We start from the raw sequence: 16,673 nt of genomic DNA on the forward strand, positions 1-16,673 counted from the left end.
AAGCGCGGGCGGACACGATGCCGTCATTCGGTCCGACGACAGGGAGCACGACGATGCGAACCGCCGACCACCCGAACCTCCCGCAGGTCATGCTGCCCGGTCAAGCCGCCTCGGTGCCGGGGCCGCTCGACATGAGCAACATGTACCTGGCGCACTACGGCTTCCGCCGTGATCTCGGCTATCTGCTCACCGCGGTCGGCCGGATCGACCTCGGCGACCGCAGGCGCCTCGGCGCCCTGCGCGAGCACCTGATGTGGGTGCTGTTCGTGCTGCACTACCACCACACCGCCGAGGACGAGGGGATCTGGCCGAGGCTGCGGGAGCGGGCACCGGAGGCGGTCGGCACGATCGACGCGCTGGAGGCCGAGCACGCGGCCTGCGACCGCTGGATCGGTGAGAGCGCCGAGGCCTTCCAGGCGTTCGGCGCGGCCCCGTCCGAGCAGGGACGCGACCGGCTCATGACCGCCCTGCGCGCGCTGGCCGACACTCTGGGCGCGCATCTGGCACATGAGGAGACCGAGGGGATCCCGCTGATAATGGCCCACATCACGGCGCGCGAGGACAAGAAGATCCACAAGGCGATCACGAAGCAGTACGGCCTCCGCAAGCTGATCAAGCTGCTCGGCTGGATGACCTACGAGCTGCCGCCCCACGTCGAGGACCAGCTGCGAAGGACGTCGCCGAAGGCGATGGTGCTGCTCTCCTCCCTGGCCCGCAGGCGGTACGAGCGGCTCGGCCGTTACCTGTGGGGGTGACGCAGCTCGCGTTCCACGCGCTCGGCGTGCCCGGCGTGCCGCCGCGCCGCCTCGGTGTCGCCCAGGGCCTCGGCCAGCTGGGCCAGCGACCGGCTGACCGGCCATATCAGCATGCTCAGCCCGGAGATCCCCATCCGGTCCGCGTACGGCGACGCCTCCTCGTACAGCGCGGCGCAGGCCCACCGGTCACCCAGCGCCGCCCACACCTCGCAGCGGATGACCAGCCAGAACAGGTAGACGAAGGTACGCGGCAGCGGCGGCTGCCGCTCCCATGGCCCGAGCACCTCCCGGGCCTCCTCGACCCGGCCGCTGACCACCAGGTAGTGCGCGTACCCGTCCAGGTTGAACCTGACGAGCTGCTGGTGCGAGACGTCCAGTGGCGGCTGCGGCACGTCCGCCTCGCCCCGGCGCAGGCGCGTGAGCGCGACCTGGTAGAGCGCGCCGGTCGCGGTCGCCTCCGCACCCCACATCGAGGTGGCGCGGTGCTCGGCCGCGGTGGCCGTCAGCAGCGACTCGGCGCCGTCCAGGTCGCCCTGGTTGAGGAGGACGCCGATCCGCAGCCAGCCGAGCATGATGCGCAGATACGGCATGTGGGTACGGCCGATCAGCCGCTCCGCTTCGGCGAGCACGGCGAGGGCCTCCGGGACCCGGCACAGCTCAAGCAGCGTGCCGCCCTGGCAGGTGAGCCCGATCGTGCGCAGTTCTTCGTCGCCCGCCTCCAGCCCGGCGCGGGCCATCTCCTCGGCCGCCTCCAGCCGCTGGTACACCGAATCGGGGTCGAGCAGCGCGTAGTAGCGGGCGAACAGCACTCGGCCCAGCAGCGTCGCGTCGTTCTCCCTGCGGGCCAGTCTGACCGCCTCGGCGCTCCACCGGTCCCGCTCGGCCGGGTCCCGTCCCGGCTGGTAGTACGTCTGGAGCGCCAGGCAGGCCAGCACCCGGGCGCGGGCCTGCGGTTCCAGATCCTCGTCGGCCGCCAGTCTCAGCAGGTCCGCCACCAGGTCGGAGTCGTGGTCGCCGTAGACCTTCCAGGGCTGCAGGATGCGGCCGCCGTACCCGGTCGCGGCCTCGATCCAGCGTCGCCGGTCGCCGGTCTGCTCGGCCAGGCGGCGGATCCGCGTCAGCTCGGCCTCCTGGCCCAGCGAGTCACCGGCCCCGAACCTGGCCTCGGCCAGCGCGAACAGCAGGTCCATCCGCTCGGCCGGGGTCGGCTCTGGATCGTCCTCGGCCACCCGCACGGCCCGTTCCAGCAGTTCGACGGCGGCGTCGTAGGCGCGCAGCCGCTTGGCCTCCTCTGCGGCCCGCCAGGCCGCCCGCCAGGCGCGTGTGGCGTGGCCCGCGGGAATCGCCTGGAACCAGTGGTGGGCGGCGGCGGCCAGCCGGTCGGAGGACGCGCCGCCGGTCCGCGCCTCGATCGCGGCGGCCACGGCGGCGTGCAGCCGGACCCTGCGCGGCACCGGCACCACCTCGGTCAGCGCCTCCTGCACCAGCGCGTGCACGAACAGGAATCGGCCGGGACGCCCCTCCGCGACCAGATCGGTGGCCATGGCGGGCTCCAGGCGGTCCAGCGCGGCGTCCAGGCCGAGCCCGGCGGCCTCGGCGACGACGGCCACGTCGAACTCGCGTCCGGCCACCGCCGCGACCCGCAGCAGCTCGGCCGACGGCTCGGGCAGCCGGTTCACCCGGCCGAGCACAACGTCCCGCACGCCCAGCGGCAGGGTGCCGGGACCGGGTGATCCGGCCTCCAGGTAACGCATCAGCTCCGTGACGAAGAACGGATTGCCATTCGTGCGATCTCTGAGCGCGCGCGCGTCCGTGCCCTCGGGGGTCAGCTCCGCCAGGTCCGCCGCCGACAGGCCGGACAGCGGCAGCCGCACCGCCTGCCGGCGCGCCAGCGCCTCGAACGCCTCGGCCAGCACACCCTCCGGTGGCGGACGGTCGCGGGCCGTACCCACAACGGCCAGCCTGCCGTCCAGCACGTACTCGGCCAGATAGCCGAGCAGCCGCAGCGACGACCGGTCCGCCCAGTGCAGATCGTCCAGCACCACCAGCACCGGCTGCGTTCCGGCGGTCAGCGCCCGTGCCGCCGCCTCGTAGGTGCGAAACCGCGCGCCCTCGGGGTCGGTTCCGGTCGCCGAGCCGACTCCCGGCAGGTTGGCGCGCACGTCGTCGGGCAGTGGCGGCAGTGTGTCGGCGAGCCGCTCCAGCACCGTCGCCCACGGCCAGAACGCCGGGGCGCCCTCCGTCGCCGCGCACCGCCCAACCGCGACGGTGAAACCGCGGGCCCTGGCGCGGCTCACCAGTTCCTCCGCCAGCCGCGTCTTGCCGATCCCGGGTTCCCCGGTGACCAGCGAGAACCCGGGCCTGCCCGTGGCGGCTGCCGCCAGCAGGGCGTCCAGCACGGCCAGTTCCTCCCGTCGGCCGGTGATCCCTCGTCCGGCCACCGGGGACTTGGGCGACGGCCGCCGCGGAAGCAGCGCGGGTGACTGGCCGAGGATGTCGCGTTCCAGCTCGCGCAGTTGCTCACCGGGGTCGATGCCGAGCTCCTCGGCCAGGATCCGGCGGGCCGTGCGCAGCGCCTCCAGCGCCTCGCCCTGACGTCCGCTCCGGTACAGCGCCAGCGCCCGCAGCGCCCACAGCCGCTCGCGCAGCGGATGCTCGAAGGTCAGCGCCTCCAGCTCGCCCAGCACCTCGCCGTGGCGCTCCTGCTCGATGATCGCGCTCACCCACAGCTCCCGGGCCCGCTCCCAGGCCTCGGTGAGCCGTACCCTGGCCACTGCCGCACCCTGGTCGTCCAGCGTCTGGTACGGCTCGCCGCGCCACAGCCGCAGCGCCTCACCCGCGAGCCGCTCCACCTCCGGGGGCCCGGCCGCCTGCTCGGCCTGCCCGACCAGCCGCAGGAACCGCGTCGCGTCCACCTGCTCCGCGTCGACCGCCAGGGTGTATCCCATCGCGCCGAACGTCAGCAGCCGGCTCTGCGCCCGGGCCCGGCGCTTCGGCTCCAGCAGCCGCCGCAGATGCGACACATACGAGTGCAGCGACGCCTGTGCCTCGCCCGGCGGCCTCTCCCCCCACAGGCGCTCGACCAGCGTGGCGGGCGCCACCGGCCGTCCCTCCGCCAACACGAGCGCCTCCAGCAGCGCGCGCAGCTTCGGCGAAGCACCCTCGCTCACCGGCCCGTCGTCGCCGACGACCTCCAGCGGCCCCAGTATCCGGATGTCCACAGCCCTACCGCTCTCGCACGTTCTCCCAGACTTTACGGCAAGGCGAAGCCCGGCGGCATCGGCGATCGCCCCGCTGGGGTTGCCATCAAGATCCCCTCGTACCGCAGGATATGAGCATGCTCCCGTTAGCCATCGCCGTCGTGCTGACGGCCGTCGCGGCCCTGCGCTGGTCCGGCGAGGTGCATCCGCACCGGATCGTGCTGTTCGCCAGGCGCCAGGCGCTGACGGTCACGCCCGGCGGCGAGCCGGTCGTCCGGCACTACCTGCGGCTCACCCGGATGTGGCGCTCCGCGGGGCTGGTGGCCGGGGTCTTCTTCCCTTACGTGCCTTCCGTGCCCTTCTCAGATCTGCCCTTCTTCGCCGACGTGATGCCCCCTCCGGGCCTGTGGCTGCTGTACACGATGCCGCTCGACCCGTTCAGCGGCTGGTTCCTGGGCGTGCTCGGAGCGGAGCCGGCGCTCGGCTCCAGACGGAGTCCGGGGCCCGGCGCAGCGGTGACAGGCGGCCCGCCCCGGCTCATCTCCCCGCCCGCGACCTGTTTTCTGTACGGAGGCCTCGCGCTGAGCGGGGTGAGCGTGCTCTCCTGGCTTGGCGTCGCCCTGTCCGGACGGCCCGCACCCGACCTGGTCTGGTCGGTCGCGGGCGCCGCCGTCTCGGCCGGCTCGCTGCTCCTGATCCGCTCGCTCCGGTCGCGGCCGATCCCGGTCGCGGCCGCCGACGTGGTCGAGGCCGTGCTCGCCACCCGCTCCCGCTCCGCCCACGTGCTGGCCACGGGTAGCGCGGTCTTCGTCCTCAGCTGGTGCCGGCCGAACGTCCTCCTGCCGGACTGGGGCGATCTGCTCATGACCCCCCTGACCATGGCCCTGTGGATCGGCGCCTTCCTCGTGGGCACCCAGCCGTGGGCGATCACCGTGGGGACACCGCCGCCCTCGTCACCGCCCTCACCACCGGCCCCGCCCGCCGCCGACCCGGACGCGAGCCCCCAGACGGACGCCGAGGCCGGGGAGGCGGCTCCTACTCGACCGTGACGGACTTGGCCAGGTTGCGGGGCTGGTCGACGTCGTGCCCCTTGACCGTGGCCAGCTCGCAGGCGAAGACCTGGAGCGGCACCGTGGCGACCAGCGGCTGGAGCAGGGTCGGCACGGCGGGGACGCGGATCAGCGTGTCGGCGTAGGGCTCGACCGCGGTGTCTCCCTCCTCCGCGATGACGATGGTCTTCGCCCCCCTGGCCCGGATCTCCTGGATGTTGGAGACGATCTTCTCGTGGGTCACCCGCTGGCCGGACGCCGACGGCACCACGACCACGACGGGGAGCCCCTTCTCGATCAGTGCGATCGGCCCGTGCTTGAGCTCCCCGGCCGCGAAGCCCTCCGCGTGCATGTAGGCCAGCTCCTTGAGCTTCAGCGCCCCTTCCAGCGCGACGGGGAAGCCGACGTGGCGGCCGAGGAAGAGCACGCAGCGCTCGCCCGCCAGCGAACGGGCCAGTTCCCGGACGGGCTCCATGGTGGAGAGCACCTCCTCGACCCGCGCAGGCATCTCCCACAGCCCGGCGATGATCTGGGAGATCTCGTCGCCGAACTTGGTCCCCCTGACCTGCGCGAAATAGAGCGCCACGAGATAGCAGGCCACGAGCTGGGTGAGGAAGGCCTTGGTCGAGGCGACGGCGATCTCCGGGCCCGCGTGGGTGTAGAGGACGGCGTCCGACTCCCGCGGGATCGTGGACCCGTTCACGTTGCAGATGGCCAGCACCCGGGAGCGCTGCTCACGGGCGTGCCGTACGGCCATCAGGGTGTCCATCGTCTCCCCCGACTGGCTGATCACGATGACCAGCGTGTCGCGGGTGAGGATCGGGTCGCGATATCTGAACTCGCTGGCCAGCTCGACCTCGCACGGGATCCCCGCCCAATGCTCGATGGCATATTTCGCGATGAGCCCGGCGTGGAAGGAGGTCCCGCACGCGACCACGATGATCTTATTGATGTCCTTGAGCTCCTGGCCGGACAGCCGCATCTCGTCCAGTGACAGCAGCCCGTCCGCGCCGATCCTGCCGAGCAGCGTGTCGGCGACCGCGCGCGGCTGCTCGGCGATCTCCTTGAGCATGAAGTGGTCGTAGCCGCTCTTCTCCGCTGCCGAGGCGTCCCAGTTCACGTGGTAGTCGCGCGTCGGGGCGGGGTTGCCGTCGAAGTCGGTGATCGTGATCTCGGAGGCCCGCAGCATGACCACCTGGTCCTGGCCGAGCTCGATCGCCTCCCGCGTGTAGGCGATGAAGGCCGAGACGTCGGAACCGAGGAAGTTCTCCCCCTCCCCGCGCCCGACGACCAGCGGCGAGTTGCGCCGGGCGCCGACCACTGTGCCGGGCTCGTCCACCGAGACGGCCAGCAGCGTGAACGCCCCCTTCAGACGCCCGCACGTCCGGCGCATCGCCTCGGCGAGCCCCAGGTTCGCGTACTCCTCAAGCATGTGCGCGACCACCTCGGTGTCGGTCTCCGAGTCGATCTTGTGCCCGTTGTCCTCCAGCTCGGCCCGCAGCTCGGCGAAGTTCTCGATGATGCCGTTGTGGATGACCGCGATCCGCTCGTAGCAGTCGGTGTGCGGGTGGGCGTTGCGATCGGTCGGCGCGCCGTGGGTGGCCCACCTGGTGTGCCCGATCCCGGTCGTCGCGGGCGGCACGGGCTGCATCGCCAGACTGGAACGCAGATTGACCAGCTTGCCCGCCCGCTTCTCCACGGTGAGCTCTCCGTCGGTCCCGACGAGCGCGATCCCCGACGAGTCGTACCCCCGGTACTCCAGTCGTCCCAGCCCCTCGACGACCACGTCGACGGCCTGGCGCCCGCCGACGTACCCCACGATTCCGCACATGGGAACCCCCTCTTGTCCATGGGAAAGACCGACCAACGAGCCTAGGGAGAACCTGCCCGAACACCCAAGATTCCTGCCCGGCATCGGGCAAAGCCGTCCCCACCGAGAAACACTTTTGACCGATCAGTAGGCTTCGGAGCTATGGCCAACGGGTTGGACGCGACGCCGTACGTCGAGCTGAGCCGGGCGCAGTGGGGCGAGCTTCGCAAGAACACGCCGCTGACGCTCACCGAGGACGAGTTGGAGGAGCTGCGAGGCGTCGACGACCCGATCGACCTGGCCGAGGTCACCGACATCTACCTGCCGCTCACCCGGCTGCTCAACCTGCACTTCACCGGGGCCAGGCAGCGCAGCGCGGCGGTCAACACCTTCCTCGGCGCCGGGCAGCGGCCCTCGCCGTACATCCTGGGCATCGCGGGCAGCGTCGCGGTCGGCAAGTCGACCACGGCCAGGCTGCTGCACACCCTGCTGGCCCGGTGGCCCGAGCACCCCAGGGTCGAGCTCATCACCACCGACAGCTTCCTGTACCCGAACGCGGTCCTCGCCGAGCGGGACATCATGCACAGGAAGGGCTTCCCGGAGAGTTACGACCGGCGGGCCCTGGTGCGGTTCGTCGCCGACGTCAAGGCCGGCCTTCCCGAGGTCGCCGCCCCGGTCTACAGCCACCTCGAATACGACATCGTGCCCGGTGCGACCCAGGCCGTGCACCGGCCCGACATCCTCATCGTCGAGGGCCTCAACGTCCTGCAGCCCGCCCCGCCGACCGCGCTCGCGGTCAACGACTACTTCGACTTCTCGATCTACGTGGACGCCAAGGTCGAGCACATCCGCTCCTGGTACGTCGACCGCTTCCACAAGCTGCGCCGTACGGCCTTCGAGGACCCCAAGTCCTACTTCAAGCACCTGGCCGAGATGTCCTACGAGGAGGCGACCGCGTTCGCCAAGGACGTCTGGCGCGACATCAACGAGCGCAACCTGGTGGAGAACATCGCCCCCACCAGGGGCCGCGCCGGCCTGGTGCTCCACAAGGGCGCCGACCACTCCATCCGCCGCGTACGGCTCCGCCGCATCTGACGCCGAGCGGGGCCCGGGAGCTTCAGGCGGTTTCGTGTGGATCACCGGGCGGGCCAGAGGAAGATCCCCGCGCGTTGAGCCGGACCGAAAGAGGCCGCCGACCGTGACGAGCGTGGCGACGTCTCGGTAGCGGTCCCGAACGTCGTCGTGTGCGGTCCCTGCCGCGGTGCGCCGGGGAGACGCACGTCACATTCGTTCCTGTTACATCTGGCCGAGCTGTTCCGTCCTAGAGGTGTACCCATCGACAGCGGCAAGGAGTGCGTCATGGAAGCTCGTTTGAACCTCTTCGGCAACGCGATCTCGGCCAAGGTCCTGAAGCACGTCACCTCGGCGGGCAAGGCGGCCTCGGACTCGACGCTGCCGGCCGCGACACAGGAGCTGGTGAAGATCCGCGCCAGCCAGATCAACGGCTGCGGTTTCTGCACCGACATGCACACCAAGGAGGCCACGCACGCCGGGGAGACCTCGGTGCGCCTCAACCTGATCGCGACCTGGCGGGAGGCCACGGTGTTCACCGACGCCGAGCGTGCCGCCCTGGAGCTGACGGAGCAGGGCACCCGCATCGCCGACGCGGCCGGCGGTGTCACCGACGAGGTCTGGGCGAACGCCGCCAAGCACTACGACGAGGACCAGCTCGCCGCCCTGGTGTCCCTCATCGCCCTCATCAACGCCTTCAACCGCGTGAACGTCATCGTCCAGCAGCCCGCAGGCGACTACCGGATCGGCCAGTTCGCATAACGCAGGCCGGCGTCGGCACGCGCCCCCGGGCCCTCTCTCAGGCGGGGCCCGGGGTGATGTCGCGGGCGGTGAGGGAGTCGAGCCAGCGGGTCAGGCGGGCTCCTTCGCGGGTCATGATCTCCGGGTCGCGCAGGGCGTTGGCCAGGAGTGACATGCCCTGGTAGGCGCCGACGAACGTGAGCGCGAGATCGCCGGGGCCGGGCAGGCCCAGTTCGAGGAATTGGCGCTCCGTCCAGTCCAGGAGCAGCCGGATGACCTTGCCCGCTTCCAGGTCGAGGCCTCCTTCGACGCGTTTGTCGAGTTCGGCCGCCAGGGTGCCGGTAGGGCAGCCGTAGCGGGCCGCGACGTCGCGCTGACCGACCCACGCGTCGACCAGGGCTTTGAGGCGCTGGAGCGGGTCGGGGAGCCCATCGAGGGCGTCGGTCAGTTCGGCGAGGTGTCCGGCGTGCTCGGTGAGGGCGGCCTGGATCAGATCGTCCTTGGTCTTGAAGTAGTAGTACACGTTTCCGACGGGAACGTCGGCGGCGGCGGCGATGTCGGCGATGGTGGTGCGCTCGACGCCCTGCTGATGCAGGACCCGGGCGGCCGCGGCGGTCAATCGCTGCCGCTTGCCGGCCCCGCGCGCCGACACTCTTTCTGAGTTGGTCACCTCACTAACTATAGACAAGCGGCCACCGGTCTCTGCTATCGTCTTTTTCAGCCAGCCAACTAACTAACTTTGGAGAAGGCGACATGATCGTGGTAACCGGAGCTACCGGAAACGTCGGCCGTTCACTCGTGCAGGCACTCGCGGCGACCGGCGAGCAGGTGACGGCGACCTCCCGGGGAATCTCCCCGGCGGACGTGCCGGTGGGCGTCACACACCGGCGGGCGAACCTGGCCGACGCCCAGAGCCTGCGGCCCGTTTTCGACGGCGCCGACGCGCTGTTCCTGCAGAACGGCGGCGCCGACGCGCACCTGCTCAACCCGCAGGACATCCTCGACGCCGCCAAGGCCGGCGGCGTCCAGCGGGTGGTGCTGCTGTCATCGCAAGGGGTGGTGACCCGGAAGGAGTCGCCCTCACACGGGATCCTCATGCGGGCCATCGAGGACGCCGCCCGGCAGTCGGGCATGGACTGGACGATCCTGCGGCCGGGCGGCTTCAACTCCAACACCTACGCCTGGGCCGAACCGGTCCGTGCGGCGCGGACCGTCACCGCGCCGTTCGGCGACGTCGGCCTGCCGACCGTCGACCCGGCCGACATCGCCGAGGTCGCCGCGGTGGCACTGCGCGAGGACGGCCACGCCGGGCAGATCTACGAGCTGACCGGCCCCGCCCTCGTCACGCCCAGGCAGCAGGCCGAGGCGATCGGCGACGCCCTCGGCGAACCCGTCCGGTTCGTCGAGCAGACCCGCGACCAGGCCCGCGCGCAGATGCTGCGGTTCATGCCCGAGCCCGTGGTCGAGACCACCCTCGCCATCCTCGGCGTGCCCACCCCCGCCGAACAGCGCGTCAGCCCCGATGTCGAGCGCGTCCTCGGCCGCGCGCCCCGCACCTACTCCGCCTGGGCACACCGCAACGCCGCGATCTTCCGGTGAGCCCCGACGCGACGGATGCGAAGCCGCCATGAATCAGCCGGGCCGCTCAGGCGCCATGCCGGGGCGGCCGTCCGGGCCGTCCGGGCCGTCCGGGCCGTCCTTGGCCGCGCTCGCCAAGGGCGTGCCCGATCCACCGGACTCCATGGCCCGGCCTCGGATCCGGGAAGACGTCACCTCGGGCCCATCATGCGGTTCTCCCAGGCCCAGGCCACGACCCCGACCCGGTTGCGCACGCCGAGCTTGGCCTGGATGCCCGACACGTGCCCCTTGACCGTGCTCAGCGCGATGAACAGCTCGTCGGCGATCTCCTGGTTGGTGCGTCCCCTGGCGACCGCCTGGAGGACCTCGGTCTCCCGCGCGGTCAGGGGCTGCGCGGGGGGCACGCTGGTCGCGGACCGGGCTCCGCGGTCGGCGAGGTGGCGCAGCAACCGCAGCGTGATCGACGGAGAGATGAGCGCGTCCCCCGCGTACGCGGCCCGCACGGCCTCGACCAGCAGGCTCGGCCCCGCGTCCTTCAGCACGAATCCGGCCGCGCCGCAGCGCAGCGCGCCGTAGACGTACTCGTCCAGGTCGAACGTGGTGACCATGACCACCCTGGTCGGGGCATCGGCCAGCGCGCGGGCGACCTCGATCCCGTCGAGGCGGGGCATCTGGACGTCCACGAGGCACACGTCCGGGCGCGTCCTGCGGGCCTGCTCGATCGCCTCGACACCGTCGCACGCCTCGGCGACCACGGTGATGCCGGGCTGGTCCTCGAGAATGATCCGCAGACTGGCCCGGACCATCGCCTGATCGTCGGCCAGCAGCACCCGGATGGTCATCGGCGCCTCCTTGAGGGCACGGGCGGCGTCATCGATGCTTCCCTGAGAGCGCGGGCGGCGTCATCGGCGCCTCCCGGAAAGCACAGTCGGCGTCATCGGTGCCTCCGAGAGCACGGGCGGCGTCATCGGCGTTCGCCGGTGGGGACGGTGGCGCGCACGGACCAGCCGGATCCGGGGCGGGGCCCGGCGGTCAGGGTGCCGCCGAGGGCTTCGAGGCGTTCGCGCATCCCGATGAGGCCGTACCCGGCCCGGTGGTATCGGCGGGCGGGCGCCTGCGGAGCGTCGTCCTCGACCTCGACCGTGACGGCCCGCTCGTCCTGGGTGATGTCAACGGTGACCGTGCGGGCGTGCCGGGCATGCCGGGAGACGTTGGTCAGCGACTCCCGCACGACCCGATACACCGTGCTGCTCACCTCGGGCGGCCAGCCGGACGGCTCGGCGTCCAGCCGCAGGCGCGCCCGCCCGCCACGGCTCTCGAAGTTCTCGACCAGCTCGCCGAGCCGTTCGTGACCCGCCGAGACGGGCGCGGTGTCGCGCAGGAGGCCGACCACCCGGCGGGTGGCGGTCAAGGCCTCTGAGCCCGCGGTCTCGATGTCGGCGAGGGAGCCCGCCGTCCTCTCCGGGTGCCTGCGGGTGACGAGCTGGGCGGCCTGGGCCTGGAGCACGATGCTGGTGATGTGGTGGGCGACGACGTCGTGCAGTTCCCTGGCCAGCTCAAGACGTTCGGCACGCCTTACCCGCTCGGCGACGGTGTGGCGGCGGGCGGCGAACAGCCGGGAGGTCAGCCCGATCGCCAGGGCGGCGAGCCAGGCCAAGCCGCCCAGCACCGGTACGGCCGAGCCGGGGTTGGCCAGGAGACCGCCCGCCGCCACAGCTACCCCTGCTGCGGCCACGCCGCAGGCCGTACGGACGGGAAGCGTCCTGACCGCGGAGCCGACGAGCACCGCCAGGCCCAGGAGCGCGGCGGGACCGGGTTCGGCGGGCAGATGGACGAGCCGGGTGGCGAGGACGGCGAACGCCGCCACGGTCAGGCCCGCGACGGCGGTCCAGAGCGGGCTGCGGCGGCGGACCAAGGCGAGCGCGCACACCGACGCGCCGGCAGCCGCGCCGAACAGCCAGTAGCCGCCGCCCCAGCTGTCGGCGATCCGGTACGCCTGGAAGGCGACGGCCGCCGCGAACACGACGCCGAGCCCGACGTCGGCCACCGCCTTGAACCGATCGGGAACCCGCACGGTGTCCCAGGCTAGGAGGGGGACCACGTGGCCGGTACCGGCCGAAAGTACTGTTCCGCCCCTGCTTTCCGCCGATGTGAAGCTCAGGTCGCGGTCCGCAGGATGAGGCCCCATGTCACACGAACTTCGTCAACGACGCCCGCGGATCGCGGCGCTGGACGTGATCCGCGGGTTCGCACTGTGCGGGATCCTGCTGGCCAACGTCCAGCCGATCGCCAACGCGGGCAGGACGGTCGTTTCGGGAGGGCAGCCGAGTCTCGCCGACTTCTGGCTGGGCCTGCTCGTCGAGCAGCGCTTCTATCCGATTTTCTCGCTGCTGTTCGGCGTCGGGTTCTCGCTGCTGCTGGACTCGGCCTGGGAGCGAACCGCCCGGCCCCGGCTCCTGCTGACGCGCAGGCTGCTGGCCCTGCTCGCGATGGGTCTGGCGCACCATCTGCTGCTCTGGGAAGGCGACATCCTGGCCGTCTATGCCCTCGTCGGACTGGTGGTGCTGCTGCCCTCGACCTGGTTGCCCCGGTGGGCGGTGGCCGGGCTCGCGGTCGTGCTCCTCGCCGGGGCGCTGCTCCTGGGCGCCGGGTCGTTCGCGCTGGTTCCGGGGCTCTTCCTGCTGGGCTCCGCGCTGACCAGGTACGGGGTGATCGACCGGATCGAGCGCTCCGCCCGGGGTCCCGCGACGCTCGGTCTGGTCCTCACCGTGCTCGCGGTGCCCGTGGTGTGGCTGCAGGTCGGGGAGGTGCGGTTCAGCCTCACGCTGGCACTGGCGGGCCTGCTGATCGCGGGCGCGTATGTCTGCGGGATGCTCGTGCTGCTCAGGACGCCGCTGCGGCCCGTGCTGGAGATCGTTTTCGCGCCGCTGGGGCGGATGGCGCTGACCAACTACCTGACCGCGACCGTGCTCGTCCTGCTGGCCGCCCGGCTGGTGGGCGGGGTGCCGCACCAGTGGTCGACGGCCACGATCCTGACGATCGCGGGCGTCATCCTCACCGTCCAGTGGGCGTGGTCGACGCTCTGGCTCAACCGCTACCGCCAGGGACCGATCGAATGGCTGTGGCGATGGATCACCTGGGCCCGCCGCCCAGCCTTGCGCGCCTCATGACGACGACCGGCCCCGGCCCGGGAGTTGATCCGGCGGCGGAAGGAAAACCTGGTGTGGAGAGCCGCCGATCGGGCACTGACGGCCGCTCAGGAGTCGGAGGATCCCCTTGCGCTCTCCTACGCCGTTGACCGGCCACGACCAAGGCCTGCATCAAAGATCTTGTGACAAGATCGCGGGATGCTGCGACTCACCGATTTCATCATCGACTGCCCGGACACGATGAAGCTGGCGGCCTTCTACTCTGAGGTGACGGGCCGCCCGATCAGGGAAGGCAGCGACAAGAACTGGGCCGGCATCACGTTCGGCGAGGTCGAGCTGGCCTTCATCCAGGTGGACGACTACCGCGCTCCGCAGTGGCCCGACAGCGAGCACCCCAAGCAGTTCCACCTCGACTTCGAAGTGGACGAGATCGAGTCCGAGCAGCGCCGCGTCCTCGACCTCGGCGCGACGCTGCAGCAGGACTTCATCGGCCCCGACGGCTACGGCTGGCGGATCTACACCGACCCGATCGGCCACCCCTTCTGCCTGTGCCGCAACAAGGGCGTCATCTGGACCGACCAGGGCCCGATCTGGCCCAAGCGCGACTAGGCCTGTCTCAAAGCCATATGCCCTACTGCGCGACGACTTTGAGACAGTCCCTATCAGGAGACAAGCCGCCTCATTGCCTTGGCGGCCTCTCCGGCGACCTCGCCCCCTTCGCTGAGACGCGCCAGGACGCCCTTCATCAACCCTTCTTTGGCGATCATCTCGTGATCGACCCGGGAGCCGGATCGACATCGCAAAGCGCCTCCCCGGAGAAACAGGAAAGGCGTTTTTGCGTGTCAGGCCAAAACGCCTAGACGTCCCGCTCGATGTGCTCGAAGATGTCGGCGTCCGTCTGCCGCTGCCATTCGGGCAGTTCGTCCCAGTCGGCGACATAGCTCGGCTTGGGATCGGGGAAGTGCCGGTATATCTGCGCGATCCAGCACAGGGCCACGAACCGCCCCTTCTGCTCGCGGCCGAGCCTGGCCGTACCACCACCGCTCACCGCGATGAACTCACGCACCTGCCGGTAGACGGCCTCCGCCGCCTGCCGCTCCCAATCGGGCGTCTCCTCCCATGGCGCGACATAACCCGGTTTCGGCTCCCCCGGGTAATACTTTCCGACCCCGGCGATCCACGCCTCCCGGAAAACCCGCCCGGACTCATCTGACATCGCCAAAATCCCCTTTTCATCGGGAACCACAAATAATGCCGCGACACAGGAGTTCTGACCGTTCGGCATCGACTCCCTGCACAAGATAGGCCCTCCGCCATAACCTGAAACCACAACATCGCCAAGAAAGGCGGGGCCTGTGAGCGAGAACGTCAACGAGTCCGCCGAGCCGACGCCGACGGTCGGGCAGCGTGTCAGGCGTCTGCGCGAGCGCCGGGGCATGACGCGCGAGGTCCTGGCCGGGCTCGTCGGCAAGTCCGAGTCATGGCTCAAGGCCGTCGAGAGCGGCCGTCTCCAGCAGAACCCACGTCTGCCGATCCTGCTGCAGCTCGCCGAGGCGCTCCAGGTGCGCGACCTGTCCGAGCTGACCGGCGATCGGTCGATGCCCGTGCGCATGTTCACCGGCCCCGGCCACCCGGCGCTCGACTCCGTACGGCAGGCCGTCAACGCCACGCTCCTCCAGCCGACCGGGACCGTGCAACCACTCGGTCACCTGCGCGGGCGGCTGGACGCGGCCTGGCATGCGCGCCACTCCTCCCCCGACCATCGCACCGCGCTCGGTCGGCTCCTGCCGGACCTGATCCAGGACGTCCGGCTCGCTACGGCGATGTACCGGGGCGACGACCGGCGACGCGCGAACGCCCTGCTCGCCGAGACGTACGGCCTGGCACAGATGTTCCTGGCCTACCAACCGGCGTCCGACCTGGTGTGGCGGGTCACCGACCGTGCGCTGACGGCCGCCCAGGAGTCGGAGGACCCCCTCGCGATGTCCTGCGCCATATGGTTCCTCGTCCAGGCCCATCGCGAGGTCGGCGACTTCGAGGCCGCCCGCACGGTCAACGAGCAGGTGATGCCCCTGATCGCCGCTCGTGTCAACGACGCGGGCACGGATCTGCTGGCCATGTGGGGAGCGCTGAACTTCGAGCTGGCGTTCACCGCCGCCCGTACCGGCGACATCGGGCAGGCATGGAACCGCTGGGAGGAGGCCCGCCGGATCGCCGATCGCCTGCCTGACGGCTACTACCAGCCGTGGACGTCGTTCTCCAAGGTCATCATGGCGGCCCACGCCGTAACGGTCGCCGTCGAGCTGCACCAGGGTGGAGAGTCGGCCCGGCAGGCCGCTCGCGCGGTGTCCGCGCCGATCCCGTCCCTGCCCCGCCGAGGGCGTCATCTGATCGAGGTGGCCCGCGCCCACCATCTCCAGCGGGATCACGCCGCCGCACTCGGCACGCTGGAACTCGCCGAGCGAACCGCGCCCGAGACGATCAAGTACAACGGGCACGCCCGCAGGATGACGCTGGAACTCGTCGAGTCGGGCCCGGCGTCACTACGCCCCCGAGCACACGACCTCGCGGACAAAATAGCGCTGGTGGTCTGACCGAAACCACCGGACACAGAGTGTGCCCATTCAACTCCTCACAGCAACATAGGTTCAGGACCTGAAACCGATCCGTCGCCGACGACGGACCTTCAATCGGAAACGAGGTCCTGTCCCATGACCGTCCCTGGATCCATCACCTCAACACCGGTGATTCCCGGATGGCGAGTGATCCGTAGTGATGCCGGGCGTTACTGGGCCAGCCGGGAGCGACCCTTCCCCAACGACACGGAGTGGGGCGCCCCGCCCTTCAGAACCGTGGACGCCGACACCCTCGACGACCTCCAGGCCGAGGTCGGGCGACAGGAAACGGCAGCTCGGCAGGCGTATGGACAGGAGAGCTCGTGACGGGGCGCCCCTTGGGGCGGCATCGGGACGGCCGACCCCGCGTCGCCGTACCTCCTCGCCCCTGGGATGTCCGCGCCCGTGCCGAGGCCGAACGACTGGACCGCCTCTGGCCGAGGTGGACCGTCCTGTACGGCACCGGCACCCGCCGCTTCCACGCCATCGCCACCTGGCCTGCCCCCGAACCCCTGATCATCTCCGATCGCACCCCCGAAGGCCTGGAGACCCAGATGCACGAGGCGGAGACGGCCATGAACATTCGGCCTGAGGCGTTCGTTCCCGCACAGAGCGGCCCTCGCCTCCCCTGAAGGACGCCTACGGAGATCAGACGAGGCCTTCCCTGAAACGGGCGCGGCGGCGGTACTTCCCCCGGACGGCGCC

16 protein-coding genes are annotated in these 16,673 nt (G+C 70.9%); 10 read left to right on the plus strand and 6 right to left on the minus strand.

Annotated elements, in window-relative coordinates; genetic code table 11:
- Window positions 1-53 precede the first annotated feature (53 nt).
- On the plus strand, window positions 54-755 hold the full coding sequence (locus AB0395_RS15890) for a hemerythrin domain-containing protein (protein ID WP_366281119.1): 702 nt from the start codon (window positions 54-56) through the stop codon (window positions 753-755).
- On the opposite strand, the gene AB0395_RS15895 is transcribed toward AB0395_RS15890, so the two are convergent.
- Entirely contained in the window at window positions 740-3,976 is a 3,237-nt protein-coding gene (locus AB0395_RS15895) for a BTAD domain-containing putative transcriptional regulator (RefSeq protein WP_366281121.1), read from the minus strand. The two genes, AB0395_RS15890 and AB0395_RS15895, sit on opposite strands and share 16 nt — an antisense overlap.
- Window positions 3,977-4,092: 116 nt before the next feature.
- Here AB0395_RS15895 and AB0395_RS15900 point away from each other — a divergent pair, with 116 nt between their 5' ends.
- Window positions 4,093-5,004, plus strand: a complete 912-nt coding sequence (locus tag AB0395_RS15900; protein ID WP_366281122.1) for a hypothetical protein — start codon at window positions 4,093-4,095, stop codon at window positions 5,002-5,004.
- On the opposite strand, the gene glmS is transcribed toward AB0395_RS15900, so the two are convergent.
- Entirely contained in the window at window positions 4,991-6,835 is a 1,845-nt protein-coding gene (gene glmS / locus AB0395_RS15905) for a glutamine--fructose-6-phosphate transaminase (isomerizing) (RefSeq protein ID WP_366281124.1), read from the minus strand. The genes AB0395_RS15900 and glmS overlap by 14 nt on opposite strands.
- 141 nt (window positions 6,836-6,976) lie before the next feature.
- On the opposite strand from glmS, the gene coaA reads away from it, so the two are divergent.
- Together coaA and AB0395_RS15915 are read left to right on the plus strand one after the other, a co-directional pair.
- Window positions 6,977-7,909, plus strand: coding sequence for a type I pantothenate kinase (coaA, locus tag AB0395_RS15910; RefSeq protein ID WP_366281126.1), 933 nt, complete (start codon window positions 6,977-6,979; stop codon window positions 7,907-7,909).
- 264 nt (window positions 7,910-8,173) lie between these two features.
- Complete coding sequence (locus AB0395_RS15915; protein WP_366281127.1) at window positions 8,174-8,647, plus strand: carboxymuconolactone decarboxylase family protein; 474 nt, start codon at window positions 8,174-8,176, stop codon at window positions 8,645-8,647.
- Window positions 8,648-8,684: 37 nt separating this feature from the next.
- Here the strand turns inward: AB0395_RS15915 and AB0395_RS15920 are convergent, their stop codons facing one another.
- The gene (locus AB0395_RS15920) at window positions 8,685-9,296 is read right to left on the minus strand and encodes a TetR/AcrR family transcriptional regulator (protein WP_366281128.1); all 612 of its coding nucleotides are present in this window, start codon (window positions 9,294-9,296) and stop codon (window positions 8,685-8,687) included.
- 83 nt (window positions 9,297-9,379) lie between these two features.
- Here AB0395_RS15920 and AB0395_RS15925 point away from each other — a divergent pair, with 83 nt between their 5' ends.
- Window positions 9,380-10,225 (plus strand): NAD(P)H-binding protein, encoded by an 846-nt coding sequence (locus AB0395_RS15925; protein ID WP_366281130.1) that lies wholly within the window; start codon window positions 9,380-9,382, stop codon window positions 10,223-10,225.
- A gap of 170 nt (window positions 10,226-10,395) precedes the next feature.
- Here AB0395_RS15925 and AB0395_RS15930 read toward each other — a convergent pair whose 3' ends face one another.
- Window positions 10,396-11,046, minus strand: a complete 651-nt coding sequence (locus tag AB0395_RS15930; protein ID WP_366281132.1) for a response regulator transcription factor — start codon at window positions 11,044-11,046, stop codon at window positions 10,396-10,398.
- Between the two features lie 122 nt (window positions 11,047-11,168).
- The gene (locus tag AB0395_RS15935) at window positions 11,169-12,278 is read right to left on the minus strand and encodes a sensor histidine kinase (protein WP_366281134.1); all 1,110 of its coding nucleotides are present in this window, start codon (window positions 12,276-12,278) and stop codon (window positions 11,169-11,171) included.
- A 112-nt stretch (window positions 12,279-12,390) separates the two neighbouring features.
- Between AB0395_RS15935 and AB0395_RS15940 the strand changes: the two genes are divergently transcribed.
- Both AB0395_RS15940 and AB0395_RS15945 read left to right on the plus strand, forming a co-directional pair.
- The gene (locus AB0395_RS15940) at window positions 12,391-13,374 is read left to right on the plus strand and encodes a DUF418 domain-containing protein (RefSeq protein ID WP_366281136.1); all 984 of its coding nucleotides are present in this window, start codon (window positions 12,391-12,393) and stop codon (window positions 13,372-13,374) included.
- 177 nt (window positions 13,375-13,551) lie between these two features.
- On the plus strand, window positions 13,552-13,962 hold the full coding sequence (locus AB0395_RS15945; protein ID WP_366281138.1) for a VOC family protein: 411 nt from the start codon (window positions 13,552-13,554) through the stop codon (window positions 13,960-13,962).
- A gap of 247 nt (window positions 13,963-14,209) precedes the next feature.
- On the opposite strand, the gene AB0395_RS15950 is transcribed toward AB0395_RS15945, so the two are convergent.
- Entirely contained in the window at window positions 14,210-14,569 is a 360-nt protein-coding gene (locus tag AB0395_RS15950) for a hypothetical protein (protein ID WP_366281141.1), read from the minus strand.
- Between the two features lie 139 nt (window positions 14,570-14,708).
- Here AB0395_RS15950 and AB0395_RS15955 point away from each other — a divergent pair, with 139 nt between their 5' ends.
- From AB0395_RS15955 to AB0395_RS15965, 3 genes are all read left to right on the plus strand, one after another.
- Window positions 14,709-15,947, plus strand: a complete 1,239-nt coding sequence (locus tag AB0395_RS15955; RefSeq protein WP_366281143.1) for a helix-turn-helix transcriptional regulator — start codon at window positions 14,709-14,711, stop codon at window positions 15,945-15,947.
- A 168-nt stretch (window positions 15,948-16,115) separates the two neighbouring features.
- Window positions 16,116-16,295: a hypothetical protein gene (locus AB0395_RS15960; protein ID WP_366281145.1), complete on the plus strand. Its 180-nt coding sequence runs from the start codon at window positions 16,116-16,118 to the stop codon at window positions 16,293-16,295.
- Window positions 16,292-16,600 carry a hypothetical protein gene (locus tag AB0395_RS15965; RefSeq protein ID WP_366281146.1) on the plus strand — a complete coding sequence of 103 codons (309 nt, stop codon included), beginning with the start codon at window positions 16,292-16,294 and terminating at the stop codon, window positions 16,598-16,600. Before AB0395_RS15960 ends, AB0395_RS15965 begins: the two co-directional genes overlap by 4 nt.
- Window positions 16,601-16,673 lie beyond the last annotated feature (73 nt).

Source organism: Streptosporangium sp. NPDC051023 (assembly GCF_040689595.1).
Classification (GTDB): Bacteria; Actinomycetota; Actinomycetes; order Streptosporangiales; family Streptosporangiaceae; genus Streptosporangium.